The sequence below is a fragment of the Nocardia jiangxiensis NBRC 101359 genome, from assembly GCF_000308615.1.
Classification (GTDB): Bacteria; Actinomycetota; Actinomycetes; order Mycobacteriales; family Mycobacteriaceae; genus Nocardia; species Nocardia jiangxiensis.
In genome coordinates this window covers 1-26,389 of the sequence record NZ_BAGB01000015.1, presented here as the reverse complement: position 1 = coordinate 26,389, position 26,389 = coordinate 1, and the positions used below count along the sequence as shown (strand labels likewise).

The window sequence follows — 26,389 nt, the reverse complement described above, 5'->3', positions numbered from 1 at the left end:
CACCGGAACACTCGCACTGAGGCACACGCGCGCAATCACATGCTCCCGTCATGCCGTAACGCTCGCACGGTGGCGCACGCCCCGCATGCTCGTCACTCGACCGAGCGAAAGGTGCCGAATCCGTGGCCCGAACAGTCCGGATCGAACAAGTTCAGAGCATTCACCCGGCTGCGGGCGTTCGGCCGATTCGGACGAGCACGGTCAGCGCGAGGGACGAGTGGCGCTGCGCGAGACGTCCTGGCGGGCGGAGCCGTTGCTACGCGCGAGGCGTTGCAGGAGAGGTGCGGTGCGGGGGCCGACCAACTGCTGCATGACCAGGGCCATATTGGTGCGTTCGACGCCGGGGATCTTCAGGATGCGGCCCGCGATGCGATAGAGGTCGTCGGCGTCGCGGGCGACGACGCGGACGGTCAGATCGGTCAGTCCGGTCATCCCGCAGACCTCGGTGACCTCGGGAACCTCGGCCAGTTCGGCGACGACCGCGTCGAGCTGATGCTGATCCACCACCACCGCCACGAATGCGGCCAGCTGGTAGCCCAGGGCGCGTGGATCGACGCGGCGGTCGAATCCCGCGAGGACACCGGCCGCCTCCCAGCGAGCCAGGCGGGCCTGCACGGTATTGCGCGACAGGCCCAGCCGAGTGGCGAGTTCGACACCGGTCGCCCGGGGGTTGGCAACCAGTTCGAGCAACAGCCTCGCATCGGTCGCGTCGACGACGGCTCCGGCGGGTTCAGCACTGGACATGTAACGCAGTATGACAGCAAATAGCGACCAGAGACCACGCACTCTGCACAGTTGGCATGTCGCTACTTGCGCAGGTCGCCCAATCGTGGATGCTGTGAGGTAGAGCACATCGCTTCCCCGCACGGCCCGGAGACCCCGGACCGGCGACATGCCAGGAAGGCAGACGTACCAGAGCGGCTACGTTTCAGGAAGGCGGCAGCCATGCCCACCCCCGCGGCAAAGCCCACGACCTGGGCCACAGCCACTGCCCACGACACCGCGTCCCCCATCGATGCGATCGCCGCCGAGACGGTCACCACCGACGCGACCTCGGCCCATGCGATCACCACCGGCGCGATCACGATCGATGCATCCTCCGCCAAGCCGACCATCGGCCATACAACCGCCACCAGAACGTCCTACACCAACGCGACCTTCGCCGATGCAACGCCCAACGACGGGATCTCGACCGGCAGAATCACCACAACGACCAGCCCCCCGGAGAAGATCGCCTACCCGGTGCAACTGGTCCAGCCGGACGGCCGACGCGTCCTCGATCGCGAACACGCCGCCCTGGTCGCCGACATCGGCCCGGACCGACTGCGACAGCTCTACCTCGACATAGTCGTCGCCCGCCGCATCGACACCGAGGCGACCGCACTACAACGTCAGGGCCAGCTCGGACTGTGGCCGCCCCTGCTGGGTCAGGAGGCGGCGCAGATCGGTTCCGCACACGCCCTGCACCCCGACGACTACGTGTTCTGCAGTTATCGCGAGGCAGGTGTGGCCTACTGCCGTGGCGTCGATCCGGCACAGATCACCCGCCTGTGGCGCGGCGTGGCGCATTCGTGCTGGGATCCCGCACAGATCAATATGACCAATCCGGCCATCGTGGTCGGCTCGCAGGGATTGCACGCCACCGGTTACGCCTACGCCGCTCATCTGGACGGCGCGGAGATCGCGGTGATCACCTATTTCGGCGACGGTGCGACCAGTCAGGGCGATATCGCCGAGGCCCTGGGCTTCGCCGCGACCTGGAGTGCGCCGGTGGTGTTCTTCTGCCAGAACAATCACTGGGCGATCAGCGAACCCGTGCGAATCCAGAGCGCGACACCGATCGCGCGACGCGCCTACGGCTACGGCATACCGGGCATCCAGGTCGACGGGAACGACGTCCTGGCTGTTCTGGCCGTGACCAGGCAGGCCGTCGCGCGCGCCCGCGCGGGCGGCGGCCCGTCGTTCATCGAGGCGATCACCTACCGGATGGGTCCGCACACCACCGCCGACGATCCCACCCGCTACCGCTCGGCCGCCGAAACCGAGCTGTGGCGGCGGCGCGATCCGATCGATCGGATTCGCCGGCTGCTCGAACGAGAAGGCTTGTGGGGCAGCACCTTCGAACGACAGGTGCGAGAGCGCTCGGACGAGGTCGCCGCCCGCCTGCGCACCGCGACCATCGAGATGCCCGATCCCGAACCGAAGGATCTGTTCGAGCACGTCTACGCCACCCCGCATTCGCTGCTGGATCGAGAACGCCGGGAGTACATCGCGTATCTGGAAGGAGTACGGCCATGACCAGCACGTTCGCGGCGGCACTCAACCTCGGGCTGCGCCGGGCCCTCGAGGACGACCCCAAGGTCGTACTGATGGGCGAGGACATCGGCCGGCTCGGCGGCGTCTTCCGGGTCACCGACACCCTGCAGAAGGATTTCGGCGACAACCGGGTCATCGACACCCCGCTGGCCGAATCCGGGATCATCGGAACGGCTTTCGGCATGGCGCTGCGCGGCTATCGTCCGGTGTGCGAGATCCAGTTCGACGGATTCGTCTATCCGGCCTTCGACCAGATCGTCTCCCAGGTCGCCAAGATCCACTATCGGACAGCGGGACATGTGCTCGCGCCCATGACGATTCGAATTCCGTTCGGCGGCGGGATCGGTTCGGTGGAGCATCACTCCGAATCGCCCGAGGCGTATTTCGCGCACACCCCGGGCCTGCGCGTGGTGTCGCCGAGCACCCCGGCCGACGCCTATCTGATGATCCGCCAAGCGATCTCGCTGGACGATCCGGTGATCTTCCTCGAGCCCAAACGCCGCTACTGGGACAGGGACGAGGTGGACTTCGCTGCCCTGGACCGCGATCCGTATCCGCTGGAGCGGGCCCGCATCCGCCGCGCGGGCTCGGATGCGACGGTCGTCGCCTACGGCGGTATGGTCCGCACCGCGCTGACGGCCGCCGAAATCGCAGCCGGGGAAGGGCATTCGCTGGAGGTCGTCGATCTGCGCAGCCTGTCACCGATCGATTTCGACACCATCGAGGATTCGGTGTTGCGCACCGGGCGGCTGATCATCACGCACGAGGCCCCGGTCTTCGCCGGACTGGGCGCGGAGATCGCCGCCCGCATCGCCGAACGCTGTTTCTACCAGCTAGAAGCACCGATTCTGCGCGTCGGAGGCTTCGACATTCCGTATCCCCCGGCTAAGCTCGAACGGCACCACCTGCCCGACCCCGACCGCATCCTGGACGCGGTCGACCGAACGCTTGCCGCCTGATCCGCCCGTTCAGACAGAGGTGCCCGTTGGACGACGCTGCCGCACACGACCCCCGGCCGATCGGCCGGAACCCGGAGGAGCCCACCCGCGCGAGTGCGGAGGATCCCCTACCGAACGGCACCGAAGATGCCCGTGTGCTCGAGTTCCGGCTCCCCGATCTGGGCGAGGGACTGACCGAGGCGGAACTGGTCTCCTGGGCGGTGTCCGTGGGCGACACGGTCGAATTGAATCAGACCATCGCCGAGGTCGAGACGGCCAAGGCTCAGGTGGTACTGCCGTGCCCGTTCTCCGGTGTGGTCACCGAACTGCTGGCCACGCCGGGCGACACCGTGGCGGTGGGCGCGCCGCTGATCCGGGTGCGCAGCGATCGCGGGACGGCCACACCGCCCGCGCCGAGTGAGCGCCGCTCGGTCCTGGTCGGTTACGGCCCGGATGAGGAGAGCACCGCGCGGCGCACTCGAAAACGGACGAATCCCGATGTGCCGGTGCATAATTCACCGGATATCACACAGCAGCTGCCCGCGCCGGCGTATCCGGATCGCCCCTCGGCCACGCCCGGCGCTCGCGCGCTGGCCCGGGAACTCGGCATCAACCTGGCCTTCGTCGCCGGTTCCGGGCCGGGCGGAGCGGTCACCGTGGAAGATGTGCGGCACGCGGTGCCGGTGTCGCAGCCGGTGCACCGGGTGCGCCCCGAGGAGGAGGCGCTGCCCAACGCGCCGCGTCCCAGCATGCCCACGGTGCCGACGATGCGCCCGGACGGCGGCGTCATCCGCCCGACCCCGAGCACCGGTGAGACCCGCGTCCCGGTGACCGGCGTGCGCAAGCGCACCGCCGCCGCCATGCTCACCAGCGCCCGGACGATCCCGCAGGCCAGCGCGTTCGTCACGACGGATTTCACCGCCTCGATGGAACTGCTGGATCATCTGCGCACGACCGATTCGTTCACCGGACTCTCACTCACCCCGCTCGCACTGGTGGCCAAGGCGACGCTGGTGGCGATGGCGGAATTCCCGGACGTCAACTCGTTCTGGGACGAGGAGAACCGCGAGATCGTCACCAAACACTTCGTGCACCTGGGGATCGCGGTGGCCACCGAACGCGGACTGCTGGTGCCGAACGTCAAGGACGCGCACACCCTGAGCCTGCGCGAGCTGTGCCGGGAGATCGGCTGGCTCGCCGATATCGCCCGCGGCGGTTCGGCCACGCCCGCGGATCTGCGCGGCGGCACGTTCACCATCAGCAATGTGGGCATCTTCGGCGTCGATGCCGGTGTGCCACTGGTCAATCCGGGCGAGGGTGCGATCCTGTGCCTGGGTTCGATCCGCAAACAGCCGTGGGTCTACCGCGACGAACTCGCCGTCCGCTGGGTCACCACCCTGGGCCTGAGCTTCGACCACCGGATGATCGACGGCGAGCTGGGCGCGCGTTTCCTGGCGACCGTCGCCTCACTCCTGGAAGATCCGCTGACGCTGCTGGGCCGGATCTGAGTTGTTGCCCGCGCTCACACGGTTTTCGGTTCGACGACCAGGGCGGCGGCGGCTTCTCGGATGACGGCCGGGATCTCGATCGATCTACGGGTCTCGTTGTCGACGTAGACGTGCACGAAACCGCCGGTTGCGGCGAGTTCGAGGTCCTGTCCGGTCTCGCGGAAGATGGCCAGGTCGTAGGTGATGCTGGAGCGGCCGAGGCGGCTGATGCGCAGGCCGACGCGCAGCTGGTCCGGGAAGCTGAGCGATCCGTGGAAATCGCAGGAGGTCCGCGCGACCACTCCGATGGCGGGCAGGTCGCGGATGTCGGTGCCGGTGGCGTGCATCAGCCAGGCGTTGACCGCGGTGTCGAAGTACGAGTAGTAGGTGACGTTGTTGACGTGACCGTAGTGGTCGTTGTCGGCCCACCGGGTCGGTACCGGCCAGAGCACGGGGTAGTCCTGCGCGGAAGATGTCACCACCAAACAGTAACCATCCGTCCGGTTCGGCCGAGCACCCCGCCACCGCGGCCAATACAGTTGTTGCGATGGGCGCTTCCACACTGGTTCCGATGGTCCGGATCTCGCGAGCCGCCGTCTTCACCGTTTTCGGTCTGAACGGATTCCTGTGTTCCATGTGGGTGGTGCACATCCCGGTGATCACCCAGCGCACCGGCGTGTCCAAGGGCACCCTGGGGTTGTTGATTCTGCTGGTGGCGCTCGGCGGCATCGCCGGGATGCAGGCCGCCGGACCACTGGCCGACCGGTTCGGCAGCCGGACACTGGTGGCCGTGGCCGGGACGTGGCTGTCGCTCGCGGTGCTCGGCCCCGCCTTCGCAACCGGCCCGCTGACGTTGGCGGTTGCGCTGCTGCTGTTCGGCACCGGCAACGGAGCGCTGGACGTCTCGATGAATGCGCAGGCGGTGCAGGTGGAACGGGCCTATCCGCGGCCGATCATGTCGGCGTTCCACGCCATGTTCTCCTGCGGCGGACTGGCCGGATCACTGGTCGGCGCGGCGACGATGCATCGCGGCTGGGACGTTCGCGTCACCATGACCGCCGCGGGCGCGATCGGACTCCTCACTGTGGCGCTGAGTATCCCCAGGCTGCTGCCGAGGGTCGAATCCGATTCCGACACAACGACATCCACCGAGGACGAATCGCCGAAGGCACGACGATCCGCATCGTTGCGAGTGCTCGCCCTGGCCGCCATCGCCTTCGGTTTCCTGCTGACCGAGGGGGTGGCCAACGACTGGAGCGCCCTGCAGGTGCGCGAGCATCTCGGCGTCAGCGATGCCACCGCCGCCCTGGCGTTCGGCGCGTTCTCCACGACGATGACCGCCGGACGATTCACCGCCGACCGGGTCAGCGCGCGCTTCGGGCGGGTAGCGGTGGTGCGCTGGGGCGCGGTGCTCGCGGCCGTCGGATTGATGCTGATCGTCTCCTCGATCTGGCTGGTTCCCACTCTGCTGGGCTGGGCCCTGCTGGGCATCGGACTCGCCGGTGGCGTGCCACAGATCTTCAGTGCCGCAGGCAATCTCGGCACCCGGTCGGCAGCGACGGATATGTCTCGGGTCTTCGGCCTGGGCTATCTCGGTTTCCTGGCCGGACCGTCGGCGATCGGCCGGCTCGCGGACCTGAGTTCACTCACCGCGGCGCTGATCTTCCCGCTGGCGCTGATCCTGGTGTGCGCGGCGTCGGCCCGGATCGTCGCACCCAGTTCTTGACCTACAGGTCCAGAATGTCTATCGTTCATGTCATGGGCAGACCACGCACCTTCGAGGACGACGACGTCGTCGATCGCGCGATGGGGGCGTTCTGGATCAATGGCTACGCCAACACCTCCCCGGCGCAGCTCGCCGAGGCGACCGGCCTGGCCAAGGGCAGCCTGTACAACGCCTTCGGCAGTAAACGCGAACTGTTCGAGCGGGCGCTCGCGCGCTACGACCGGATGGGTGCCGACCTGACCGGGGAATACATGTCCCGGCCCGGAAGCACTCGCGAGGTCGTGGGCGCCTATCTGCGGCATCTGGTCGACGCCGACCTGGCCGATCCGGATCGACGCGGCTGCCTGGCCGCCAATACGGCACTGGAACTGTCCGGACAGGACGCCGAGATCCGCCGCATCATCCTCGCCATCACCGAACACAACCTCACCGCCCTGGCCGACCGGATCGATCAGGGTCGCCGCGACGGTGACGTCAGCCGGGACACCGATCCCCGTGCGGCCGCGGAGTTCCTGATGAATTCCATCGCCGGACTGCGCGTCATGGCCAAGAGCTACGACCTGGCGGTTCTGTACCGCATCATCGACACCACCCTGAGCACGCTCTGAATTTCCCCGTCCGATCGCAGCGCTTTCTGCTGCCCTAGTTTTTGACCAGTAGTTCAAGAAAGGGAAGGTCATGGATCTCGAGTTGAGTGGCAAGACCGCCGTCGTCACCGGCGCCGGCCGCGGTATCGGACTGGCCGTCGCGCAGACGTTGACCGAGGAGGGCGTCCGGGTCGTCGGCGGCGCGCGCAACGTCACACCTGAGCTCGAAAAGTACAGTGTTGCAGCGGTTTCCGCAGATCTCAGCTCCGCCGAGGGCGTCACCGCGCTGTTCGATGCCGCGCAGGCGGAACTGGGCGGGATCGACATCCTGATCAACAATGTGGGCGGCGGCGACGTCGACAAGATGGTGGTGGGCGGATTCCTCGACATCGGCGACGATCAGTGGGACACGCTGCTCGAGCTCAACTTGATGAGCGCGGTGCGGGCCACCCGGGCGGCACTGCCGAGTCTGATCGAACGTCGCGGTGCGATCGTCACCATCTCCTCGATCAACGCCCATCTGCCCGCGGTCGGTCCGATCGGCTACAGCGAGGCCAAAGCCGCACTGACCTCGTTCACCAAGCGGATCAGCGAGGAGTTCGGGCCGCGCGGCGTGCGGGTGAACACGGTGTCCCCGGGCGTGGTCGGCACCCCGCTGTGGCGGGAACCTGGTCGTTTCGGCGCGAAACTGGCCGAGGTCAGCGGCGTCGGCCACGAGGAGTTCCTCGCCGCGCTGCCGAAGGAGTTCGGCATGGCCTCGGAGCGGATCACCGAGCCGGAGGAGGTCGCCGCGCTGGTGGCGTTCCTGGCCTCGGGACGCGCCGGGAACATCCTGGGCGCGGATTACGTCATCGACGGCGGCACTCTCAAAGTCGTATGACCCGCCGGGTCCGGGCGGCTAGAGTTCGGGAATGTTCGAGAATCGGCGGCTGGAACGCAGGCTGCAACGTATCGAGTACAAACTCGATCTCATCATGCGGCATTTGGCGATCACCGATTCCCCTGCGCTACCGCAGGATTCACCGACTCCACCGCTGTCCGGACCCACACCCCTGTCCGGTGCGGACCTGGCCGAGATCGATGCGCTGATAGCGCAGGGCAAGAAGATCCACGCCATCAAGCTCTATCGGGAAATACTGCCCGGGACCTCGCTGAAGGACGCCAAGGATGCGGTGGAGGCCCGGGAGCGGCCGTACTACTGAGTCTTCTGCACCGTGACCGTCAGGTTCGGCCACGGCGGACGACGCACCACCGCAACGCAGGACAGCGTCGCGGCCGAGAGGCCGATCAGCAAGGCCAGCAAGGTGATTCGGGTGTCATCGGTGGCCGGGACCCAGGTGGAGTCGCCGCCCTGGACCACGATCGCGCCCAGGGGGCGCGGCCCGTGACGGAAACGTCCGCCGGGCTGGGCGACGGTGATCACCGTGGCGCCGTCCGGTGTCTGATACGGCGTACCGAAGATTGCCGAATCAGATACTGCCGCTGGAAAATCAGGAACGTTCGATGTCACCGTGCCCCCATCACTCGAATGTCGGCCTCGCAGCCGCGAAGCGATACAGCCGACAGCCTACGCAATACAGAGCGCGTGCATAGCCGGACACCCTGCCGATATGAGAACGGCCCGCACCGGACGATCCGGTGCGGGCCGTGGCGTTGATTCCCGGCAGCGCCTCGAGTTACAGCGCCTTGAGTTCTTCGGTGACCGCGGAGACGGATTTCTTGGCGTCGCCGAACAGCATCGAGGTGTGGTCCGCGTAGAACAGCGGGTTGTCGATCCCGGCGAACCCGGAATTCATGGACCGTTTCAACACGATCACACTGTGTGCCTGATCCACGTTCAACACCGGCATCCCGTAGATCGGGGACGAGGAATCCTCCCGCGCGGCGGGATTGGTGACATCGTTCGCACCGATCACCAACGCCACATCCGTACGCCCGAACTCACCATTGATATCGTCCATCTCCTTCAACGCGTCATAGGAGACCTCCGCCTCCGCGAGCAGCACGTTCATATGCCCGGGCATACGACCGGCCACCGGGTGGATCGCGTACTTCACCTCCACCCCCTTGGCCTCGAGCAGCGACGCCATCTCCTTGACCGCGTGCTGCGCTTGCGCCACGGCCATGCCGTAGCCGGGCACCACGATCACCTGATTCGCATACGCCATCTGGATCGCCGCGTCCGCCGCACTCGTGGCCTTGGCCTGCTTCTGTTCGCCGCCCGCACCACTGGGCGCGGTACCCCCGCCACCGAACCCACCGGCCACGATCGCGGGAATCGACCGGTTCATCGCCTTGGCCATCAAATTCGTCAGAATGCTGCCCGACGCGCCGACGATCATTCCGGCCACGATCATCGCGGTGTTGTTCAACGCCAACCCCGCCGCCGCCGCGGACAACCCGGTCAACGCGTTCAACAACGAGATCACCACCGGCATATCCGCGCCACCGATCGGCAACACCACCATCAGCCCGAGCACCCCGGCCAGGACCAGCACCGCGATCATCCACAGCTGCGAGACCCCGTGACCGGTCGCCCCGACCCCGATCACGACCGCGCACACGATCGCACCAACGAACAACAGCAGATTGAGCGGCTGCTGCAGCTTCCCGAGTCCGATCGGACGGCCCGGCAGGATCTCCTGCAACTTCCCGAACGCGATCAACGACCCCCAGAACGACACCGACCCGATGATCGCCGCGAACAAACTGCCCACGACGATGTGCACGGTGGGCTGCTCGTCGAAATGCGAGAACCCGTGCGAGTTGATGAACTCGGACCACGCGATCAACGCGACCGTGCCACCACCCACACCATTGAACGCGGCCACCAACTGCGGCATCGCGGTCATCTTGGTGAACCTCGCCGGCGGCACCCCCAGCACCACACCCACCACGATTCCGGCGACGATCAGGATCCAGTTACCGGTGTGCCGCACCGAAATCAGGGTGGCCACGACCGCGATCACCATGCCCGCCGCGGCGATCAAGTTTCCGCGGACCGCGGTCTTCGGGCCGGTCAAACCCATCAAACCGTAAATGAACAAAGCGAACGCGATAATGTACAGGCCGTTCACCAGATAACTCATGTTGTCGAAGGTATGCATCACTTATCAGCCTTCTTACCCTTGAACATGCCCAGCATCCGGTCCGTGACCACGAAACCACCGATCACGTTCAACGTCCCGAACACCACCGCCACGAACAAGATGATCTGCGTCAGAACCGACGGATCCTTCACGTTCCCCAACGTCACCAACGCACCCAGCACCACGATTCCGTGAATCGCGTTCGTCCCCGACATCAGCGGGGTGTGCAGCGTATTGGGAACCTTCGAAATCACCGCGAAACCCACGAAACCGGACAACACCAGAATCGCGATATTCGCCAACAACTCGGTATACATCAGCCCTGCTCCTTCCCCGCCGAACCCGAACCAGCCGAGGCCGAACCCGCCGAATCCGTGACATCAGTGGACGATCCCGCACCGGCCCCGTTCGAAGCCGCGCCAGCCGCAGTCGATTCCGCGTCCGAACCACTCGCCGGGGTCGAATCTTCTTCGGCAGCAACCGAATCCGTTGACGCGTCGACTTCCGGGTCCCGGGTCACGCAGGAATCCGCCAGGACCTGATCAGTGAAATCAGGAGCCAACCGGCCATCGACCAGCATCAACTCCAACAACGCCGAAATATTCTTCGCATACAACTCACTCGCGTGCTCGGGCATCGTCGCGGGCAGATTCAACGGCGAAGCGATCGTGACATCGTGCACGACCACCGTCTCACCCGGTTCGGTGAGCTCGCAGTTACCACCGGTCTCCCCGGCCAAATCCACGATCACACTGCCCGGCTTCATCCCCTCCACCGCCGCAGCGGTCACCAGACGCGGCGCGGGACGCCCGGGCACCAACGCGGTCGTGATCACCACGTCGAAACCCTTGATCGCATCCTCCAGAGCCTGCTGCTGCTGGGCCTTCTCGTCCTCGGTCAGCTCACGCGCGTATCCGCCCTCGCCCGCGGCGTCGATCCCGAGATCCAGCCACTGCGCACCCACCGAGCGCACCTGATCGGCCACCTCCGGGCGCACGTCGTATCCGGTCGTGCGGCCACCCAGACGCTTGGCCGTGGCCAGCGCCTGCAACCCGGCCACACCCACCCCCAGCACCAGAACCGTCGCCGGTTTCACCGTCCCGGCCGCGGTGGTCAACATCGGGAAGAACCGCGTCGACTCCGACGCGGCCACCAGCACCGCCTTGTACCCGGACACATTCGCCTGCGAGGACAACGCATCCATCACCTGCGCACGAGAGATACGGGGAATCGCCTCCACCGCGAACGCCTGCACCCCCGCAGTCCGCAGGGCCTCGATCTTGTTGTCCGCATTGCGCGGAGCCAGGAAACCGATCAACGTCTGCCCCGCAGACAACTTCGCGATCTCCGCATCCGAGGGCGGAGCGACCTTCACCACCACCTCGGCCGACCACGGATCACCGATCACGGCACCCACCCCGGTGAACGCCACATCCGGGATCAACGCTCCCTGCCCCGCACCGGCCTCCACGACCACCTGCACACCCTGCTTCACCAGGCCCGCAATGATCTTCGGCACCAACGCCACCCGACGCTCACCCGAATTGGTCTCACGCACGACACCGACGCGCGTACGCTGTGAGGTGCCCCCATCATCACCGGGTGGCGCTGCGTCGACTCCGCTCTGCGTTGTCTCCACTGGTCAACATCCTTACTTGTGACGGTGGCCGGCCCCACGGTTCGTGCGGGGCCTCGAGCCGCTTCTTCGGCCCTGAAAACCCACAGGTGGGTCTCAGGTCGCACAACTGTACCGACTCGGCCGTGAGCGTAACCGAGATCAATCTCACACGCCTTTGTGGTTCTTCCAGATCTCGGAGCGCGCTGGTCCCGACCGCGCCAGGACCACCGAAAACCGCCCTGACCATGGCAAACCCGACAGGGGTGTCCCGCAGGCTTCGTACGCCGTAATGTCTCGACTGTGAGCGCCTGCATATTTTGCGGAATCGTCGCGGGCACGGCACCGGCGACGAAAGTCCACGAGGACGACACGTTGTGCGCGTTCCTCGACATCCGGCCCATCACCCGGGGCCACATGTTGGTGATCCCCAAACTCCATGCGACCAACCTGGACGATCTCGACGCCGCACTGGGCGCCCGGCTGTTCGCCCTCGGCCATCGGATGGCAAAGGCGTTGCGGCGCAGCACCCTCGGGGCCGACGGCGCGAATCTCATCCTCAACGACGGAAAATCGGCCTTCCAGACCGTGCATCACGTGCATCTGCACGTGGTGCCGCGCCACACCGGCGATATCCGATCCTTCGCCACCGGAATGCTGTTCCGCGGGCGAGTCGGCAGCCAACCCGATCCCGCGACCACCGCCGCGGCCATCCGCACCGGCTTGGACCGGCTGGACCTCGAGGAATCCGGTGCCAAGGACAAGGAGCAGCACGCATGACCGACCGCAACGCCCTCACCACCGCCCTGTCGCAGGAGTGGGATTCGCTGACCAGCCTGGTCGCCGATCTGGACGAAAATCACTGGCGCACACCATCTCCGCTGCCGGGATGGACCGTGTTCGACGTGCTGGCCCATCTGGTCGGCATCGAATCCATCCTGCTCGGTGAGCCCAATCCGACGGCCGCCGCGGTGATCACCGACGCGCCGCACGTGCACAACGAGATCGGCGCGCTCAACGAAGCCTGGATCGACTCGCTGCGTCCGCTCAGCGGCCAACAGCTGCTGGCGAAATTCACCGAGGTCACCGATCGCCGTCGCAAGGCGCTGGCCGAGCTGACCGACGAGCAGTGGAACAACCCGTCGCAATCACCGGTGGGCGTAGTGCGGTACGGCCGGTTCATGCAGGTCCGACTGTTCGATTGCTGGATGCACGAACTCGATATCGCCGATGCGCTCGGTGTCGCGGTGCCCGAGGACGGGCCGCGCGCCGAGATCGCCTTCGACGAACTGACCCCGACTCTCGGACGCGCGGTGGTCAAGGGTGCGCACGCCCCCGACGGCTCGCGCATCAGCGTGGTGCTGACCGGGCCGGTCACCCGGGAACTGCATCTGGTGGTCGAGGGCCGGGCGAATCAGGTCGACGAGCTCGACGGCCCCGCCACCGTGCGGATCGAGCTGCCCTCCGGGCTGTTCGCCCGACTGCGCGCCGGAAGGACCACGGCCGCAGAGCATTCGGACGAGATCACCATCACCGGCGACACCGACCTGGGCCGTCGCGTGGTCGACACGCTCCGCTTCACTATCTGAGCGCCGATGCGACTGTTCCTGTCCAGCTACCGATTCGGGGCGCACTACGACCGATTCGCCGCGCTCGCAGGGGAACCGGGACCGGTCGCGATCATCCCCAACGCCTGTGACGCCTGGCCCGCGGCCTGGGACAGCGCGGTCGCCAGTGATCGAGCCCCTTTGCGCCGCGCGGGTTTTCGTCCCGACATGATCGACCTGCGCGATTACGTCGGTCGCACCGGCGAATTGGAGAAGACCCTGCGGCGGTATCCGCTGCTCTGGGTCCGCGGCGGCAACACCTTCGTACTGCGCGCCCAGTTCGCCCGCAGCGGAGCCGATCTCGTCCTGCGGGATCTGCTGGGCGAGGACGTCCTGGCCTATGCGGGTTACAGCGCCGGAGCCTGCATGCTCGGACCCGATCTGCACGGACTGGAATCCGCCGACGACCCGGCCGAGGTCCTACCCGCCTGCGGAATCGAACCCCGTTGGGACGGACTGGGATTGGTGGACCGACGCATCGTCCCGCACGTCGATTCCCCGGCGACCGACCCCGACGGCATCTGCACCGCCCTGGCCACACGACTGCGCACCGACGACATCCCGCACTGGGCCCTGACCGACGACGACGCGGTGATCGTCGACGGCGACCGCGTCGAGGCACTGCTCAGCCGGTCCTGACACCTGTTCGGCCGCAGTGCTTCCCACCCGGCCGGATGCTCATCGGGCGTCGGTTTCCGGCTGTTCGGCGGGGACGTCCGGGATCCGCTGGGCGATACTGCGCACCGCGGTCTTGACCCATTGCCGCCACAGGCCGGGGTCGGCGTCGTCACCCAGGACGAATCGGGCGGACTGGGGCAGCGCCTCGCGGTAGTTGATCAGACCGGTGAGCAGCGTCAGGAGGTAGCCCGGCGGCATGTCGTCGCGGACCAGGCCACGCTGCTGCGCGTCGTCCACCCGGTCGACCTTGTGCTGGTAGCGGCGCGCACGGGCCTCGCCCGCGGTGATCCGGTCCGGTCCCATCTCCAGCGCCTCCCACATCTGCAGACGCAGGAATTCCGGATGGGCGCGGTGATAGTCCAGGTGGGCGTCGACCCAGGCGTCCAGATCGTCCAGGTCGATGGGGACCGCCTCGGCCACATCCAGCATGACCTTCTCCAGCACCTGCCGGAACAGCTGCTGTTTATCACCGAAATAGGCGTAGATCAGCTGTTTGTTGGCGTTGGCGTTGCGGGCGATGCGATCGACCCGGGCCCCGGCGATCCCGTACGCGGCGAACTCGTCGATGGCCGCGGAGAAGATGCGCGCCTTCGTCGCCTCGGGATCTCTCGGAGCCATGGGCCGAGTCTAACCAACCGAACAGTTGACAAGCCTCGCGGCCGACTGGAATATTCACAACCAACCGGTTAGTTACAGGGATTCGAGAGGCATCCTCGACCCGACACGAGCGCAGCGCCCGCATCCGCACACCGATTCCGGGAGATCGTCATGTCCACTCTCGAAACCAACCCCGCCCCACCACTTCTCGCAGCAGATGACCCCGGGAAATCCGGCGGAACCGAACGGCGCGCCACGCCCATCCCGCCCGAGCCCGAACCCGCCGCCCCCTTCGCCGCGCGCTGGCGGGTGCTGCCCGTCGTGCTCAGCGCCATGTTCATGGCAATGTTCGACTGGTTCGTGGTCAACGTCGCGGCCTCCTCGCTGCAGCACGATCTGCACACCGGACAGTCCGCACTGGAACTGATCGTCGGCGGCTACGGATTCGCCTTCGCCTCGGCCCTGATCACCGGCGGACGCCTCGGTGATCTGCACGGCCACCGGCGCATGTTCGTCCTGGGCATGCTCGCCTTCGGCGCGGCCTCCCTGCTGTGCGGGCTCGCACCGAACTCGTGGACGCTGGTCGCCTTCCGCATTCTGCAGGGCGGCACCGCGGCGCTGATGGTGCCCCAGCTGCTCGCCCTGATCAACACCCTGTTCCCGATCGCCGAGCGCCCCCGCGCGATGGCCGCCTACGGTGCGACCATCGGTCTGGGCGCGGTCGCCGGGCAGGTTCTCGGCGGACTGCTGCTCGAGGCGAATCTGTTCGGCTGGGGCTGGCGGACCGTGTTCTACATCAACGTGCCGATCGGCCTGGCCGCGGCCGCACTGGCCGCCCGCTGGCTGCCGCGCGCCGAAACACGTCATCGCACGACGCTGGATCCCCTTGGTGCACTCGGTATCTCGGGCGCACTCGCGCTGCTGCTGGTGCCGGTGACAGTGGGACGCCCCGAGGGCTGGCCGCTGTGGACGTGGATCTCGATGGCCGCGTCGGTCCCGGTCGCACTGCTCACCGTGGGCTACGAGTCCAGGCTCGCCCGCCGGGGCGGCGCGCCGGTCCTGGACGTGGGCATGGTGCGCCGCCGGGTGTTCAGGGCGGGCATGCTGATCGGCGGCGGCTATCTGACCTTCTTCGCCGGATTCATGCTCTGCCTGACGCTGCTGCTACAGGACGGACTCGGCCTCTCACCCCTGCGCGCGGGACTGGCGTTCGCGCCGCTGGGCCTGTGTTTCGCGGGCAGTTCGTTCTTCCTCGCCCGCCGGGTCGCCGACCGGATCGGCAACCGGGTCATGGTGGCCGGCGTCGGCGCGGGACTGCTCGGCGCCCTGATCGTGCTGGCCGTACTGACCTGGTCCGGCCGCGAGGTCAGCGTGTGGGCCCTGATTCCGGGCATGATGATCGTCGGTGTCGGCAACGGCCTGACCCTGCCCTCGGTGATCGGCGCGGTGCTGTCCTCGGGCATCCCGCCGCAGCAGGCCGGGATGGCGGCCGGGGCCCTGACCACCTCACAGCAGTTCGGAAATGCCATCGGCGCAACGATTCTCGGCACCACCTTCTTCGCCGTGCTGGGATCCGCCACCGGCACCGGCGATTACGTGAACGCGATGCGGGCCGCCGCCCTGGTCGGCCTCGCGGTCCTGGCGATTGCGTTGGCCGCCGCCTTCGTCCTGCCCAGGCATACGCAGCACTGAATTCGGTTCACCGCGAGAATGATTGCGCGCGAGCCGGTCCCGACCGCCGCTGTTCCCGTCCGTCCGGCGCACACCGGACGGGCGGGTTCACAGGTACAGGCCGGTGCCGTGCTCGGTGCGCTCGTTGGCGACCGCGTGCAGGTCGCGCTCCCGCATGACCATGTACGCCTGGCCCTGGATCTCGACCTCGAACTGATCGTCGGCGCTGTACAGCACCCGGTCCCCGACCTCGACGCTGCGCACGTGGGAGCCCACACCGCACACCTCGCCCCAGATGAGACGTTTGGCCACCTGCGCGGTCGCCGGAATGAGAATTCCCCCGCTGCTGCGCCGCTCTCCGGCCTCCGGCGTCTCCCGCACGATGACCCTGTCGTGCAACATCTGAATCTCGAGCTTCGGATCGGGCATTGGACGATTGTATGGAAAGGCGACGACAGCGCCACCACGCGCGTCGACTACCCGATTCACCTCACCGTTTTGGTTGCGGAGGCGCGCAACAACTGATCTGGTAATCACATGGGTAACTCACCGGGAACGCCGAGTCACGCAGAGGCGGGCACGCACGTGAAATCGCTCGCCGAGCACCTGCCTGCCGGGACCGTCGTGACCGATCCGGACATTCTCGCCGGATATCGCCAGGACCGGGCGCTGGATCCCGATGCCGGGACTCCGCTGGCGCTGGTCCGGCCGACCACCACCGAGCAGGTCTCGACCGTGCTGCGGTGGGCGCACCGGCATCGGGTGCCGGTGGTGCCGCGGGGAGCGGGGACCGGACTGTCCGGCGGGGCCACGGCGCAGGACGGGGCACTGCTGCTGAGTACCGAGCGGATGCGGGAGATCACCGTGGATCCGGTCACGCGGACCGCGGTCGCGCAGCCGGGACTGTTGAATGCGGAGGTCAAACGGGCGGTCGCCGAGCACGGGCTGTGGTATCCGCCGGACCCGTCCTCGTTCGAGATCTGCTCGATCGGCGGCAACGCGGCCACCAACGCGGGCGGTCTGTGCTGTGTGAAGTACGGCGTCACAACAGATTACGTCCTCGGTATGGAGGTGGTGCTGGCCGACGGCGCCGTGGTCCGGTTGGGCGGCCCGCGGCTGAAGGATTCGGCCGGGCTGTCGCTGACCAAACTGTTCGTCGGCAGCGAGGGCACCCTCGGCATCATCACCGAGGTGACGTTGCGTCTGCTGCCCGCGCAGACACCCCAAAGTACCGTGGTGGCAACGTTTTCCACGATCGAGACGGCGACCGCGGCGATTCTGGCGGTCACCGCGCGGCTGCGCCCCTCGATGCTGGAGTTCATGGACTCGGTGGCGATCAACGCCGTCGAGGACGAACTGCGCATGGGCCTGGACCGCACCGCGGCGGGAATGCTGCTGGCCCGCTCCGACGCACCCGGCGAGCACGCCGCCGCCGAGGCCGCGATCATCGCGGAAACCTGCGAGAAAGCCGGGGCCACCGAGGTATTCAGCACCGAGGATCCGGAGGAGGGCGAGGCGTTCACCGCCGCGCGACGTTTCGCCATCCCGGCTGTCGAACGCAAGGGCACGCTACTGCTCGAGGACGTCGGGGTGCCGGTGCCGCGCCTGGGTGAGCTGGTCACCGGCATCGCCGAGATCGCCACGCGCCGTGCGGTTCTGGTATCGGTCATCGCGCACGCCGGGGACGGCAACACGCATCCGCTGATCGTGCACGATCCGCGCGATGCCGACGAGACCGCCCGCGCGCATCAGGCCTTCGGCGAGATCATGGAGTTGGCGATCGCGCTGGGTGGCACCATCACCGGCGAGCACGGCGTCGGACGCCTGAAGAAGGCGTGGCTGCCCGATCAGGTCGGCCCCGATGTGATGGACCTGACCCGGCGCATCAAGGACGCGCTGGACCCGCACGGCATTCTCAATCCCGGCGCGGTGATGTAAACGCGGCGAATCGGGGTACTGCTGGAACAAACTCACCTTCCCGAGGAGTTTGACCGCATATGACCACCAGGTTCGAGCACAATGTCGCCGACACCCGCTACGAGATCTACCTCGACGACACCCTCGCCGGATACGCCGACTACAGCGAGCACGCCGACGGCGATCGCAGGACGCGCGATTTCCAGCACACCCTGACGTTTCCGGAATTCCGCGGCCGCGGCGTGGCCGCCCAGGTGGTCGAGTTCGCGCTGCGCGATGCCCGGGAGGCGGGGTTCTCGGTGATCCCCACCTGCTGGTACGTCGAGAAGTTCATCGCCGAACACCGCGAATACGCCGACATGGTCGGCAGCTAATTACGCCGCCAGACCGAGAACTGGCGGTCCAGCGCGGTGCCGATGGCCTGGTTCACCCGCCGGTTGTCGAAACCCGGTAACGATCGCAGCCGCACCAGAAACGCCGTGTCGGCTGCCGAATGGGGTACCACACATCCATTTCCCTTCGTCCCGATCAGCACGAAGAACATCGCCTCGGCGAACGGTCCGTCCGCCGTGGTGATGACCCGAACCTCCGAAAGGTCCCGCCACAGCACCTCTTCGATCCGTCCGTTGTCCAACGTGCGCCGGACGAATTTGTCGTTGATCTCGACTCCGGCCATGCCTCAATAGTGCTCCGTGCGAGCCACATTCGATAGACCCGAATTCGCCCGATTGCGACTGTATTTACGTCTGCAAGAACAGATCTGGCCGGCCCCCGAAGGGGCCGGCCGGGTCTGGTTGCTTTCCAGCGAACCTGGTTCCGCGGACTATCTCACCGCAGCAGGGCGCGGGACATCACCAGGCGCTGGATCTGGTTGGTGCCCTCGTAGATCTGGGTGATCTTGGCATCACGCATCATCCGCTCCACCGGGAAGTCGGTGGTGTAGCCCGCACCGCCGAACAGCTGCACGGCGTTGGTGGTGACCTCCATCGCGACGTCCGAGGCGAAACACTTTGCGGCAGCGGAGATGAAGCCGAGGTTCTTCTCGCCGCGCTCGGCGCGGGCGGCGGAGGTGTAGACCATCAGACGGGCCGCTTCGACCTTCATCGCCATATCCGCGAGCATGAACTGGGTGTTCTGGAAGTCCGAGATGGCCTTGCCGAACTGCTTGCGGTCCTTGGTGTATGCGATCGCGGCGTCCAGCGCGCCCTGCGCCAGACCGACCGCCTGCGCGCCGATGGTGGGGCGGGTGTGGTCCAGGGTCTCGAGCGCGGTCTTGAAACCGGTGCCCTCGGCGCCGATCATCCGGTCACCGGAGACGCGGCAGTTCTCGAAGTACAGCTCGGCGGTCGGCGAGCCCTTGATGCCCAGCTTGTGCTCGAGCGGTCCGACGACGAAGCCCTCGTCATCGATGTGCACCATGAACGCGGAGATTCCGTTGGCGCCCTTGTCCGGATCGGTCACCGCCATCACGGTGTACCAGCTGGACTTGCCGCCGTTGGTGATCCAGCACTTGGAGCCGTTGATCACCCAGTCGTCGCCGTCGCGGCGGGCGCGGGTGCGCATTCCGGCCGCATCGGATCCGGCCTCGCGCTCGGACAGCGCGTAGGAGGCCATCGCGCCGTTGACGATATCGGGCAGCACCTTGCCCTTGAGCTCGTCGGAGCCCTTCAGGATCAGGCCCATGGTGCCCAGCTTGTTGACCGCGGGGATCAGCGAGGACGAACCGCAGACCCGGGCGACCTCCTCGATCACGATGCAGGTCGCCACCGAATCCGCACCCTGGCCGCCGAAGGCGTCCGGCACGTGCACCGCGTTGAACCCGGCGGCGTTCAGCGCGTCCAGCGCCTCCTGCGGGAAGCGGGAGTGCTCGTCGACATCCTTGGCGTAGGGGGCGATCTCCTTCTCCGCCAGGCCGCGGATGGCCTCGCGCAGCTCGTTGTGGACATCGTCGAGCTTGAACAGGTCGAAATCGGGATTGCCCGCCATGGGTCTCTCCTGGTCGTCGGGGTCGGATCACCTGGGTCCGCGAATTTTCAGCATGTCGGCACTCAGTGCCAGTCGTGGACGAGTATACGTGGCCATTTCACGCTCATATCGCGTGATACCTCTCATCCGCCCTGGCACTGAGTGTCAATGACTGAAAGTGATCGTTATCACAGATTACCGAGACGCCGACCGAGGAATTCTGTCACCTGGGCGGGCGGCATGTCGCGCGGGAAGACCGCGACGACCATCTCCCCGGACTCCTCGCGCCCGCGGCCGATGCCCGCCAGCGCGGCGCGCAGATCTGCCACCCCGCCGTCGGACTCACTGCGCACCATCCGCCGCAACAGATAGTTGTGCGTGGCCGTCACCGCCGCGGTGAACTGGATCAGCGTCAGATCCGGCGTCTGCGGCAGCGCGGTGCGCAGATAGTCGGTGAACAACCGCTCGTACCGGAACACGGTGACGATCTCCCGATCACGCAGCGCCGGAACCTGACGCACCACCCGATACCGCCGGGCCGCCAAATCCCTTGTGCGGGTGAACCCTTCGAACACTCCCACCACGGCCTCGCACACCGCGTCCCACGGATCGCCCTGCGCCGCATCAAGATACGCCCGAGCTCGCGCCAATTGCGCCTCGTGGTCGGCGAATACGACGTCCTCCTTGGACCGGAACTGTCGGAAGAAGGTACGTCGCGAGATGCCTGCCGCCTCGGCGATCTCGTCGACCGCCGTCGCCTCGTACCCCTTGTCCGCGAACAATCGCAACGCGTGATCGACCACCGTCAACCGGAACGCCGCGTCGCCACCCCGGGAATTCTGCGAGTCGTCGGATGCTCGGGCCGGCGGTTCGCTGTCCGGTCGGCGCGTGGACGTGCCAGACGAATTACCCATGTGCTCGCGAAATCAGTCGGCCGGTCGGCATGCCCCGATTATCCCAGAAGGGAGTGCGCACCTCGGCCGGGCCGCAAAACGCCGGGGAGATTCCGGGAAATCGCGCGCAGGTGCGGTTGACTCTCACTGATTTCCGCTCGGTCTGCGGTGGCTCCCTGTGTGATTCGGTCTCGACGTGCTGAAAGGGGCAGTTTCTGGTGGATAGTGAAGATCGGTTCTCGATCGCGTCCCCCGAGCGTTGCCGCTCTCGCGGTGTGCTGCGGGATGCCGGGGGTGTCGTCACCGCGGTGATCGCCGCCGTTCTGGTCGCCGCGATGGCCGCCGGTGTGGCGGTCGCCCAACCGGTGGACCCGCTGGCGCGCTTTCACCGGCAACGCGTCGACTGGCATCCGTGCGAGGATCCGGCTCTGGTGGCGGAGCATGCGGACTGTGCCGGTATCGCCGTGCCACTCGACTACAGCAGGCCGGACGGGCCGGACATCACGATCGCGATCTCGCGAATCCGGGCGCGCGACACCGCACACCGTCGCGGTGTGCTGCTGACCAACTCGGGCGGACCGGGCACGCCGGGCCTCGATGCGTTCGACCTGGTCGGTGACGTGCTGCGTCCGGACGTGCTGAGCCGCTACGACCTGATCGGCTTCGACCCGCGCGGAGTGGCCCGGTCCGGGCGACACCAGCGCTGCGGCTGGCCGGTCGCCACGCCGATCCGCTCGGCGGGCGTCGGACTACCCGCATTCGTCACCGAGACGGCTCTGCAAGGGCAATTGGCCGCACAGTGCCTGGTGGGCGATCGGGACTGGATGCGGCAGCTCAGCACTCGCAACACCGCCCGCGACATGGACGTGATCCGGGCCGCGCTGCACGAGGACCGGCTCAGCTATTACGGCTTGTCCTACGGCACGTACCTGGGTGCGGTCTACGCCCAGATGTTCCCCGGCCGGTCCGATCGCATGGTGCTGGACAGCGCCATCGATCCGCGACGCTATTGGCTGGGGTTGCAACAGGATTGGGGCCCGGCGGTGGAAACGGCCTTCGACGACTGGGCGGGCTGGGTCGCCGCGCGGGACGGGCAGTACCACCTCGGCGCCAGTGCGGGCGAGGTGCGTCGTGGCGTCGAAGCCCTGATCGACCGGGCAGCACTGTCGCCGATCGTGGTCGAGGGCTTCGGATTCGACGACCATCTGCTGCCGACCGTGCCGTGGACGATGCTGCGCGACGCGCGGTTGAACGCGGCCCTGGCCGCATCGATGCGGGCCCTCGCCGACGCGGCCGCGGGACGCGCACCGCAGGTGCCACCGGAACTGCACAAGCTGATCGAGGACGACGAGCACGACGAGAATTCGGTCATGGTGCAGATCTGGTGCGCCGACGCGCCGATGCCCGCCGATCCCGCCTGGTACTGGAATGCGATCCAGGCGGCCCGGCCGACCCAGCCGATCTTCGCCGCACTGGCCAACAACATTCAGCCCTGCGCCTTCTGGCCGCCGCCCGCCGAACCGCCCACCGTGGTGGACAACGCGGTGCCCGCACTGATCCTGCAGGCCACCGGCGACAACCGGACTCCCTACCCGGGAGCCGTTGCGCTGCATCATCAGATGTCCGGGTCACGCTTGATCACGTTGACCGACACCAGAATTCACATGGTGCTGCGGCCGGGTCTGAGCACCTGCATCCTCGACACCACCAACCGCTACTTCCGCGACGGCGCCTTCCCGACAGGAGACCGGACCTGCCGGCCCACCACACTGCTCGAGTAGGCGCCGAACCGCCTCAGCCCAGCAGGCGCGTACGCAGCGCGGCGTCCTTCTCCAGCACCATCGTTTCCAGGCTCGCCTGGAAACGCTCCATGCGCGAGCGCAATTCGGGGTCCGCGGCGGCGAGGATGCGCACCGCCAGCAGACCCGCGTTGCGGGCGCCGCCGATGGAGACCGTGGCGACGGGAACGCCCGCGGGCATCTGCACGATCGACAGCAGCGAATCCATGCCGTCGAGGTACTTCAGCGGTACCGGGACGCCGATCACCGGCAGCGCGGTCGCCGAGGCCACCATGCCCGGCAGATGAGCCGCACCGCCCGCACCCGCGATGATGACGCGGATGCCGCGCGAGGCCGCCTCGCGGGCGTAGTCCAACATGCGCTGCGGAGTACGGTGCGCCGAGACGACGCCGACCTCGAAGCGAATCCCGAACTCCGCCAACGCCTCCGCCGCGGCCTCCATCGTGGGCCAGTCCGAATCGCTGCCCATGATCAGGCCGACGACCGGGCCCGCTCCGCTCTGCTCAGTGCTCACCGTGAGGATCCCATCCGTCGGTCCATTCCGCATGCGACATCCAGTGCGCCGCACGCTCCGCCTTCTCCCGCACCTGCGCCACATCCTCGCCGAGAATGTTGACGTGCCCGATCTTGCGGTGCGGGCGTTCGCCCTTGCCGTACAGGTGAACTCGCGCCTCGGGCAGCCGGGCGAACAGGTGGTGCAGCCGCTCGTCCATCGACATCTCCGGAGCGTTCTGCGCGCCCAGGATGTTCGCCATGACCGTCACCGGCGCGAGCGGCGAGGTGTCGCCGAGCGGATAGTCCAGCACCGCCCGCAGATGCTGTTCGAACTGACCGGTGACCGCGCCGTCCATCCCCCAGTGCCCGGAATTGTGCGGCCGCATCGCCAGCTCGTTCACCAGCAGCGCGCCGTCTTGGGTCTCGAACAGCTCCACCGCCATCACACCCGTGGTGCCCAGTTCCACCGCCAGCCGCAAGGCCAGCGACTGAGCCTGCGAGGCCAGTTCCTCGGACAGCTCCGGCGCGGGCGCGATCACCACCGCGCACTGCCCGTCCCGCTGCACCGTCTCCACCACCGGCCACACCGCGGCCTGACCGAACGGCGAACGCGCGACCATCGCCGACAGCTCGCGACGCAGGTCCACCTTCTGCTCGGCCAGCAACGGGACGCCCTGGGCCAGCTGCTCCCCGGCGATCGCGGCGGCCTGCTCGGCGTCGTCGACCATCCACACCCCGCGACCGTCGTATCCGCCGCGCACCGCCTTGAGCACCACCGGCCAGCCGTGCTCGTCACCGAAGCCGACCACGTCCCGCACCGACTCCACCGCGGTGAACTCCGGGACCGGCGCGCCGAATTCGGACAGCCGACGCCGCATCGCCAGCTTGTCCTGGGCGAAGATCAGCGCCTGCGGCGGCGGCTGGACGTTCACCCCCTCGGCGACCAGCGCCTCGAGATGGTTGGTCGGCACATGTTCGTGGTCGAAGGTCAGCGCGTGCGAGCCGACCGCGGCCTTGCGCAGTGCGGTCAGATCCGTATGCGAACCCAGCACCACCTCGGGCGTCACCTGGGCCGCGGGATCGTCGGCACGCTCGGCCAGCACGCGCAGGCGCTGCCCGAGCGCCACGGCGGCCTGATGCGTCATGCGGGCAAGCTGGCCGCCACCGATCATCGTCACGGTGGGCATGCCCGAATTGTCGAAAGAACGGGACGTCACGAGCCACAATGTTGTCATGCGCCGACACCGGCAAATGCGTGCGGGTTGGTTGCCGGAGCTGGAACGGACGTAGACTCGTCCCGTGTCAATCGTCGACAATGCGGTCACCGTCCTGCCCAAAACGGTGCGGGACCTCGTAATCCGTCATAACGAACTGATCAAGTTCGCCATTGTCGGAGCGACCACTTTCATCATCGACAGCGGCATTTTCTATGCCTTGAAGCTGACGGTGCTTTCGCCCAAACCGGTCACCGCCAAGATCATCTCCGGTGTGATCGCGGTCATCGCGTCCTACATCCTGAACCGGGAATGGTCGTTCAAGGGCCGTGGCGGACGTGAGCGTCATCATGAGGCGCTGCTGTTCTTCGTGGTCAGCGGCATCGGTGTGCTGCTGAGCAATATTCCGCTGTGGATCTCGAGCTACGTGTTCGAGCTGCGGCAGCCACATGTGAGCCTCACCACCGAGAACATCGCCGACTTCTTCAGCGCCTTCATCATCGGCAACATTCTGCAGATGGTGTTCCGGTACTGGACCATGAAGCGCTGGGTGTTCCCCGACGAAATCGACGCCCTCGTAGACGAATTCGAGGAACTCTACGAAGAAGAACAGAACACTGCGTAATTTTGGCCTCCGCTTCGCTCCGGCGGGTTTTCCACGCTGTAAGGCTCGTCGCTACACCCTCGAGACTCGGCCTTCGGCCATGCGCTTCGAGGGCGCAGCGACGAGCCCGCGCCGAAAACCTCGGAGTGTTCTTACTGAGCCTTTCGCTTCACGGGCGACTCCCAGCGGACGGAGACGCTTCGCCGCTGAGCACGTTCGCCGTGGAGACTGAGCACGTTCGCCGAAGAGACATTGGCATGTCAGGTCACTCGAGCGAGCCGGTTGCCCGGCAGCGCCGGAGCACGCAGGCCCTGCGCTTTCGAGCGCGTTCGCGATGGGTACGCCGGATCGTCAGCGCTCAGCGTGGTTCACCTGCGACGCCGTTCGCTGTGCGCACCCGGGTCGGCTTGCCCAGGAAGACCGCGAACAGGGCCGGACGTCGCCGCTGTAGTTCCAGACGACCGCCGTCGGCCTCGATCAACGCCCGCGCCAGCGCCAGCCCCACACCGGTCGATCCGGCGCCGGAGAAACCGCGATCGAAGATGTGCGGGGCCAGGTCGTCGCTGACGCCGTCGCCCTCGTCGGCCACCTCCACCGCGATCAGCGGCTCGCGATCCGGACCGCCGTAGACCGTGCGCACCGACACCGTGCAGTCGCCCGCCCCGTGCATCAGGGCGTTGTCCACCAGCACCGCGAGCGCCTCGCGCAGTCGCGAACCGGTCACCGGCGCGCGCAGCGTGGGATCACCCGACAGGATCAAGCGGCGACCGGCATCGGCGAACGGATGCCGCCACTCGGCCACCACTCCGCGCAATTCCTCCACCACCGGCACCGGGTCGCGGTCGGCGGCGTTCTCGTCGCGGGAAGCGCGCACCAGCTCATCGATCGCGGCGGTGAGCCGATCGACCTGGGCCATCGCCTCCTCGGCCTCGTGCACCACCGCCGGATCGGCGTGCGCGGACAGCTCGTCCAGGCGCAGGCGCACCGCGGTCAGGCGGCTGCGCAGCTGATGGGACACGTCGGCCACGAGGGTGTGTTCGCGCTGCAGCCGCCCGGCGATCTCCACCGCGGCCGAATCGAGCACATCGGAGACCCGATCGAGTTCGGTGATGCCGTGCCGCCGGCCCTCCAGCCGGAAATCGCCCATCGCCAGGCGCGCGGCGCGGCCCGCGACATCACGCAGCGGATCGG

At 67.1% G+C, this 26,389-nt stretch carries 28 protein-coding genes and 1 pseudogene; 15 read left to right on the top strand and 14 right to left on the bottom strand.

Annotation, left to right across the window (positions count from 1 at the left end; genetic code table 11):
- Positions 1 to 201: 201 nt before the first annotated feature.
- Positions 202 to 744, bottom strand: coding sequence for an Lrp/AsnC family transcriptional regulator (locus tag ON40_RS06640; protein ID WP_051192763.1), 543 nt, complete (start codon positions 742 to 744; stop codon positions 202 to 204).
- Positions 745 to 945: 201 nt separating this feature from the next.
- On the opposite strand from ON40_RS06640, the gene pdhA reads away from it, so the two are divergent.
- From pdhA to ON40_RS06625, 3 genes are all read left to right on the top strand, one after another.
- Positions 946 to 2,298 (top strand): pyruvate dehydrogenase (acetyl-transferring) E1 component subunit alpha, encoded by a 1,353-nt coding sequence (gene pdhA / locus ON40_RS06635; RefSeq protein WP_306305374.1) that lies wholly within the window; start codon positions 946 to 948, stop codon positions 2,296 to 2,298.
- Entirely contained in the window at positions 2,295 to 3,275 is a 981-nt protein-coding gene (locus ON40_RS06630) for an alpha-ketoacid dehydrogenase subunit beta (protein WP_040819672.1), read from the top strand. The genes pdhA and ON40_RS06630 overlap by 4 nt, the downstream gene beginning before the upstream one ends.
- A 134-nt stretch (positions 3,276 to 3,409) precedes the next feature.
- On the top strand, positions 3,410 to 4,762 hold the full coding sequence (locus ON40_RS06625; RefSeq protein ID WP_040819695.1) for a dihydrolipoamide acetyltransferase family protein: 1,353 nt from the start codon (positions 3,410 to 3,412) through the stop codon (positions 4,760 to 4,762).
- A gap of 14 nt (positions 4,763 to 4,776) precedes the next feature.
- On the opposite strand, the gene ON40_RS06620 is transcribed toward ON40_RS06625, so the two are convergent.
- Positions 4,777 to 5,220: an acyl-CoA thioesterase gene (locus ON40_RS06620; RefSeq protein WP_245567692.1), complete on the bottom strand. Its 444-nt coding sequence runs from the start codon at positions 5,218 to 5,220 to the stop codon at positions 4,777 to 4,779.
- Positions 5,221 to 5,288: 68 nt separating this feature from the next.
- Between ON40_RS06620 and ON40_RS06615 the strand changes: the two genes are divergently transcribed.
- The 4 genes from ON40_RS06615 (at position 5,289) to ON40_RS06600 (ending at position 8,256) form a co-directional block, all read left to right on the top strand.
- Positions 5,289 to 6,467 (top strand): MFS transporter, encoded by a 1,179-nt coding sequence (locus ON40_RS06615; RefSeq protein ID WP_040819669.1) that lies wholly within the window; start codon positions 5,289 to 5,291, stop codon positions 6,465 to 6,467.
- Positions 6,468 to 6,499: 32 nt separating this feature from the next.
- Entirely contained in the window at positions 6,500 to 7,075 is a 576-nt protein-coding gene (locus tag ON40_RS06610; protein ID WP_040819668.1) for a TetR/AcrR family transcriptional regulator, read from the top strand.
- 70 nt (positions 7,076 to 7,145) lie between these two features.
- Complete coding sequence (locus ON40_RS06605; protein ID WP_040819666.1) at positions 7,146 to 7,934, top strand: oxidoreductase; 789 nt, start codon at positions 7,146 to 7,148, stop codon at positions 7,932 to 7,934.
- Positions 7,935 to 7,965: 31 nt separating this feature from the next.
- Positions 7,966 to 8,256, top strand: a complete 291-nt coding sequence (locus tag ON40_RS06600; RefSeq protein ID WP_051192762.1) for a hypothetical protein — start codon at positions 7,966 to 7,968, stop codon at positions 8,254 to 8,256.
- Here ON40_RS06600 and ON40_RS06595 read toward each other — a convergent pair.
- The 4 genes from ON40_RS06595 to ON40_RS06580 form a co-directional block, all read right to left on the bottom strand.
- Positions 8,250 to 8,477 (bottom strand): hypothetical protein, encoded by a 228-nt coding sequence (locus ON40_RS06595; RefSeq protein ID WP_306305373.1) that lies wholly within the window; start codon positions 8,475 to 8,477, stop codon positions 8,250 to 8,252. The two genes, ON40_RS06600 and ON40_RS06595, sit on opposite strands and share 7 nt — an antisense overlap.
- A gap of 253 nt (positions 8,478 to 8,730) precedes the next feature.
- The gene (locus ON40_RS06590) at positions 8,731 to 10,143 is read right to left on the bottom strand and encodes an NAD(P)(+) transhydrogenase (Re/Si-specific) subunit beta (protein ID WP_040819690.1); all 1,413 of its coding nucleotides are present in this window, start codon (positions 10,141 to 10,143) and stop codon (positions 8,731 to 8,733) included.
- Positions 10,144 to 10,160: 17 nt separating this feature from the next.
- Positions 10,161 to 10,460, bottom strand: a complete 300-nt coding sequence (locus ON40_RS06585) for an NAD(P) transhydrogenase subunit alpha part 2 (RefSeq protein WP_040819663.1) — start codon at positions 10,458 to 10,460, stop codon at positions 10,161 to 10,163.
- Complete coding sequence (locus ON40_RS06580; RefSeq protein ID WP_051192761.1) at positions 10,460 to 11,701, bottom strand: NAD(P) transhydrogenase subunit alpha; 1,242 nt, start codon at positions 11,699 to 11,701, stop codon at positions 10,460 to 10,462. The genes ON40_RS06585 and ON40_RS06580 overlap by 1 nt, the downstream gene beginning before the upstream one ends.
- Positions 11,702 to 12,061: 360 nt before the next feature.
- On the opposite strand from ON40_RS06580, the gene ON40_RS06575 reads away from it, so the two are divergent.
- Genes ON40_RS06575 through ON40_RS06565 form a run of 3 tightly spaced genes read left to right on the top strand, consistent with a single transcriptional unit; the run spans position 12,062 to position 14,004 of the window.
- Positions 12,062 to 12,538, top strand: a complete 477-nt coding sequence (locus ON40_RS06575; protein WP_040819662.1) for an HIT domain-containing protein — start codon at positions 12,062 to 12,064, stop codon at positions 12,536 to 12,538.
- Complete coding sequence (locus ON40_RS06570) at positions 12,535 to 13,347, top strand: maleylpyruvate isomerase family mycothiol-dependent enzyme (protein WP_040819661.1); 813 nt, start codon at positions 12,535 to 12,537, stop codon at positions 13,345 to 13,347. The genes ON40_RS06575 and ON40_RS06570 overlap by 4 nt, the downstream gene beginning before the upstream one ends.
- 6 nt (positions 13,348 to 13,353) lie before the next feature.
- Positions 13,354 to 14,004: a Type 1 glutamine amidotransferase-like domain-containing protein gene (locus tag ON40_RS06565; RefSeq protein WP_040819660.1), complete on the top strand. Its 651-nt coding sequence runs from the start codon at positions 13,354 to 13,356 to the stop codon at positions 14,002 to 14,004.
- 39 nt (positions 14,005 to 14,043) lie between these two features.
- On the opposite strand, the gene ON40_RS06560 is transcribed toward ON40_RS06565, so the two are convergent.
- Positions 14,044 to 14,661, bottom strand: coding sequence for a TetR/AcrR family transcriptional regulator (locus ON40_RS06560; protein ID WP_051192760.1), 618 nt, complete (start codon positions 14,659 to 14,661; stop codon positions 14,044 to 14,046).
- A gap of 150 nt (positions 14,662 to 14,811) precedes the next feature.
- On the opposite strand from ON40_RS06560, the gene ON40_RS06555 reads away from it, so the two are divergent.
- Positions 14,812 to 16,332, top strand: coding sequence for an MFS transporter (locus ON40_RS06555; RefSeq protein ID WP_051192759.1), 1,521 nt, complete (start codon positions 14,812 to 14,814; stop codon positions 16,330 to 16,332).
- Between the two features lie 87 nt (positions 16,333 to 16,419).
- On the opposite strand, the gene ON40_RS06550 is transcribed toward ON40_RS06555, so the two are convergent.
- On the bottom strand, positions 16,420 to 16,740 hold the full coding sequence (locus ON40_RS06550; RefSeq protein ID WP_040819659.1) for a GroES family chaperonin: 321 nt from the start codon (positions 16,738 to 16,740) through the stop codon (positions 16,420 to 16,422).
- A 108-nt stretch (positions 16,741 to 16,848) separates the two neighbouring features.
- Here ON40_RS06550 and ON40_RS06545 point away from each other — a divergent pair, with 108 nt between their 5' ends.
- Positions 16,849 to 18,249 (top strand): FAD-binding oxidoreductase, encoded by a 1,401-nt coding sequence (locus ON40_RS06545; protein WP_051192758.1) that lies wholly within the window; start codon positions 16,849 to 16,851, stop codon positions 18,247 to 18,249.
- A gap of 59 nt (positions 18,250 to 18,308) precedes the next feature.
- Positions 18,309 to 18,602 carry a GNAT family N-acetyltransferase gene (locus tag ON40_RS06540; RefSeq protein ID WP_040819655.1) on the top strand — a complete coding sequence of 98 codons (294 nt, stop codon included), beginning with the start codon at positions 18,309 to 18,311 and terminating at the stop codon, positions 18,600 to 18,602.
- On the opposite strand, the gene ON40_RS06535 is transcribed toward ON40_RS06540, so the two are convergent.
- The 3 genes from ON40_RS06535 to ON40_RS06525 form a co-directional block, all read right to left on the bottom strand.
- The gene (locus tag ON40_RS06535) at positions 18,599 to 18,904 is read right to left on the bottom strand and encodes a hypothetical protein (RefSeq protein WP_040819652.1); all 306 of its coding nucleotides are present in this window, start codon (positions 18,902 to 18,904) and stop codon (positions 18,599 to 18,601) included. The genes ON40_RS06540 and ON40_RS06535 overlap by 4 nt on opposite strands.
- Before the next feature lie 152 nt (positions 18,905 to 19,056).
- On the bottom strand, positions 19,057 to 20,214 hold the full coding sequence (locus ON40_RS06530; protein ID WP_040819650.1) for an acyl-CoA dehydrogenase: 1,158 nt from the start codon (positions 20,212 to 20,214) through the stop codon (positions 19,057 to 19,059).
- 167 nt (positions 20,215 to 20,381) lie between these two features.
- Positions 20,382 to 21,107 carry a TetR family transcriptional regulator gene (locus ON40_RS06525; RefSeq protein ID WP_083895455.1) on the bottom strand — a complete coding sequence of 242 codons (726 nt, stop codon included), beginning with the start codon at positions 21,105 to 21,107 and terminating at the stop codon, positions 20,382 to 20,384.
- A 197-nt stretch (positions 21,108 to 21,304) separates the two neighbouring features.
- Between ON40_RS06525 and ON40_RS06520 the strand changes: the two genes are divergently transcribed.
- Positions 21,305 to 22,867: an alpha/beta fold hydrolase gene (locus ON40_RS06520; protein WP_157186219.1), complete on the top strand. Its 1,563-nt coding sequence runs from the start codon at positions 21,305 to 21,307 to the stop codon at positions 22,865 to 22,867.
- 13 nt (positions 22,868 to 22,880) lie between these two features.
- On the opposite strand, the gene purE is transcribed toward ON40_RS06520, so the two are convergent.
- A complete protein-coding gene (gene purE, locus ON40_RS06515; protein WP_051192764.1) occupies positions 22,881 to 23,354 on the bottom strand; it encodes a 5-(carboxyamino)imidazole ribonucleotide mutase in 474 nt (157 codons plus the stop codon).
- 34 nt (positions 23,355 to 23,388) lie between these two features.
- Complete coding sequence (locus ON40_RS06510; RefSeq protein WP_051192757.1) at positions 23,389 to 24,615, bottom strand: 5-(carboxyamino)imidazole ribonucleotide synthase; 1,227 nt, start codon at positions 24,613 to 24,615, stop codon at positions 23,389 to 23,391.
- A 64-nt stretch (positions 24,616 to 24,679) separates the two neighbouring features.
- Between ON40_RS06510 and ON40_RS06505 the strand changes: the two are divergent.
- Positions 24,680 to 25,216: pseudogene (locus ON40_RS06505) on the top strand (GtrA family protein); the annotation flags it as partial.
- Positions 25,217 to 25,556: 340 nt separating this feature from the next.
- Here the strand turns inward: ON40_RS06505 and ON40_RS06500 are convergent.
- On the bottom strand, positions 25,557 to 26,389 hold an 833-nt coding region (locus ON40_RS06500), incomplete at its 5' end, for a sensor histidine kinase (RefSeq protein ID WP_040819644.1).

What these genes read in the sequence shown, in the direction of transcription:
- ON40_RS06640 (WP_051192763.1), bottom strand. Translation starts at nt 744, where the DNA reads ATGTCCAGTGCTGAACCCGCCGGAGCCGTCGTCGACGCGACCGATGCG.
- pdhA (WP_306305374.1), top strand. Translation starts at nt 946, where the DNA reads ATGCCCACCCCCGCGGCAAAGCCCACGACCTGGGCCACAGCCACTGCC.
- ON40_RS06630 (WP_040819672.1), top strand. Translation starts at nt 2,295, where the DNA reads ATGACCAGCACGTTCGCGGCGGCACTCAACCTCGGGCTGCGCCGGGCC.
- ON40_RS06615 (WP_040819669.1), top strand. Translation starts at nt 5,289, where the DNA reads ATGGGCGCTTCCACACTGGTTCCGATGGTCCGGATCTCGCGAGCCGCC.
- ON40_RS06610 (WP_040819668.1), top strand. Translation starts at nt 6,500, where the DNA reads ATGGGCAGACCACGCACCTTCGAGGACGACGACGTCGTCGATCGCGCG.
- ON40_RS06605 (WP_040819666.1), top strand. Translation starts at nt 7,146, where the DNA reads ATGGATCTCGAGTTGAGTGGCAAGACCGCCGTCGTCACCGGCGCCGGC.
- ON40_RS06600 (WP_051192762.1), top strand. Translation starts at nt 7,966, where the DNA reads ATGTTCGAGAATCGGCGGCTGGAACGCAGGCTGCAACGTATCGAGTAC.
- ON40_RS06590 (WP_040819690.1), bottom strand. Translation starts at nt 10,143, where the DNA reads ATGAGTTATCTGGTGAACGGCCTGTACATTATCGCGTTCGCTTTGTTC.
- ON40_RS06585 (WP_040819663.1), bottom strand. Translation starts at nt 10,460, where the DNA reads ATGTATACCGAGTTGTTGGCGAATATCGCGATTCTGGTGTTGTCCGGT.
- ON40_RS06570 (WP_040819661.1), top strand. Translation starts at nt 12,535, where the DNA reads ATGACCGACCGCAACGCCCTCACCACCGCCCTGTCGCAGGAGTGGGAT.
- ON40_RS06565 (WP_040819660.1), top strand. Translation starts at nt 13,354, where the DNA reads ATGCGACTGTTCCTGTCCAGCTACCGATTCGGGGCGCACTACGACCGA.
- ON40_RS06560 (WP_051192760.1), bottom strand. Translation starts at nt 14,661, where the DNA reads ATGGCTCCGAGAGATCCCGAGGCGACGAAGGCGCGCATCTTCTCCGCG.
- ON40_RS06555 (WP_051192759.1), top strand. Translation starts at nt 14,812, where the DNA reads ATGTCCACTCTCGAAACCAACCCCGCCCCACCACTTCTCGCAGCAGAT.
- ON40_RS06550 (WP_040819659.1), bottom strand. Translation starts at nt 16,740, where the DNA reads ATGCCCGATCCGAAGCTCGAGATTCAGATGTTGCACGACAGGGTCATC.
- ON40_RS06545 (WP_051192758.1), top strand. Translation starts at nt 16,849, where the DNA reads ATGGGTAACTCACCGGGAACGCCGAGTCACGCAGAGGCGGGCACGCAC.
- ON40_RS06540 (WP_040819655.1), top strand. Translation starts at nt 18,309, where the DNA reads ATGACCACCAGGTTCGAGCACAATGTCGCCGACACCCGCTACGAGATC.
- ON40_RS06535 (WP_040819652.1), bottom strand. Translation starts at nt 18,904, where the DNA reads ATGGCCGGAGTCGAGATCAACGACAAATTCGTCCGGCGCACGTTGGAC.
- ON40_RS06530 (WP_040819650.1), bottom strand. Translation starts at nt 20,214, where the DNA reads ATGGCGGGCAATCCCGATTTCGACCTGTTCAAGCTCGACGATGTCCAC.
- ON40_RS06525 (WP_083895455.1), bottom strand. Translation starts at nt 21,107, where the DNA reads ATGGGTAATTCGTCTGGCACGTCCACGCGCCGACCGGACAGCGAACCG.
- purE (WP_051192764.1), bottom strand. Translation starts at nt 23,354, where the DNA reads ATGGGCAGCGATTCGGACTGGCCCACGATGGAGGCCGCGGCGGAGGCG.
- ON40_RS06510 (WP_051192757.1), bottom strand. Translation starts at nt 24,615, where the DNA reads ATGACAACATTGTGGCTCGTGACGTCCCGTTCTTTCGACAATTCGGGC.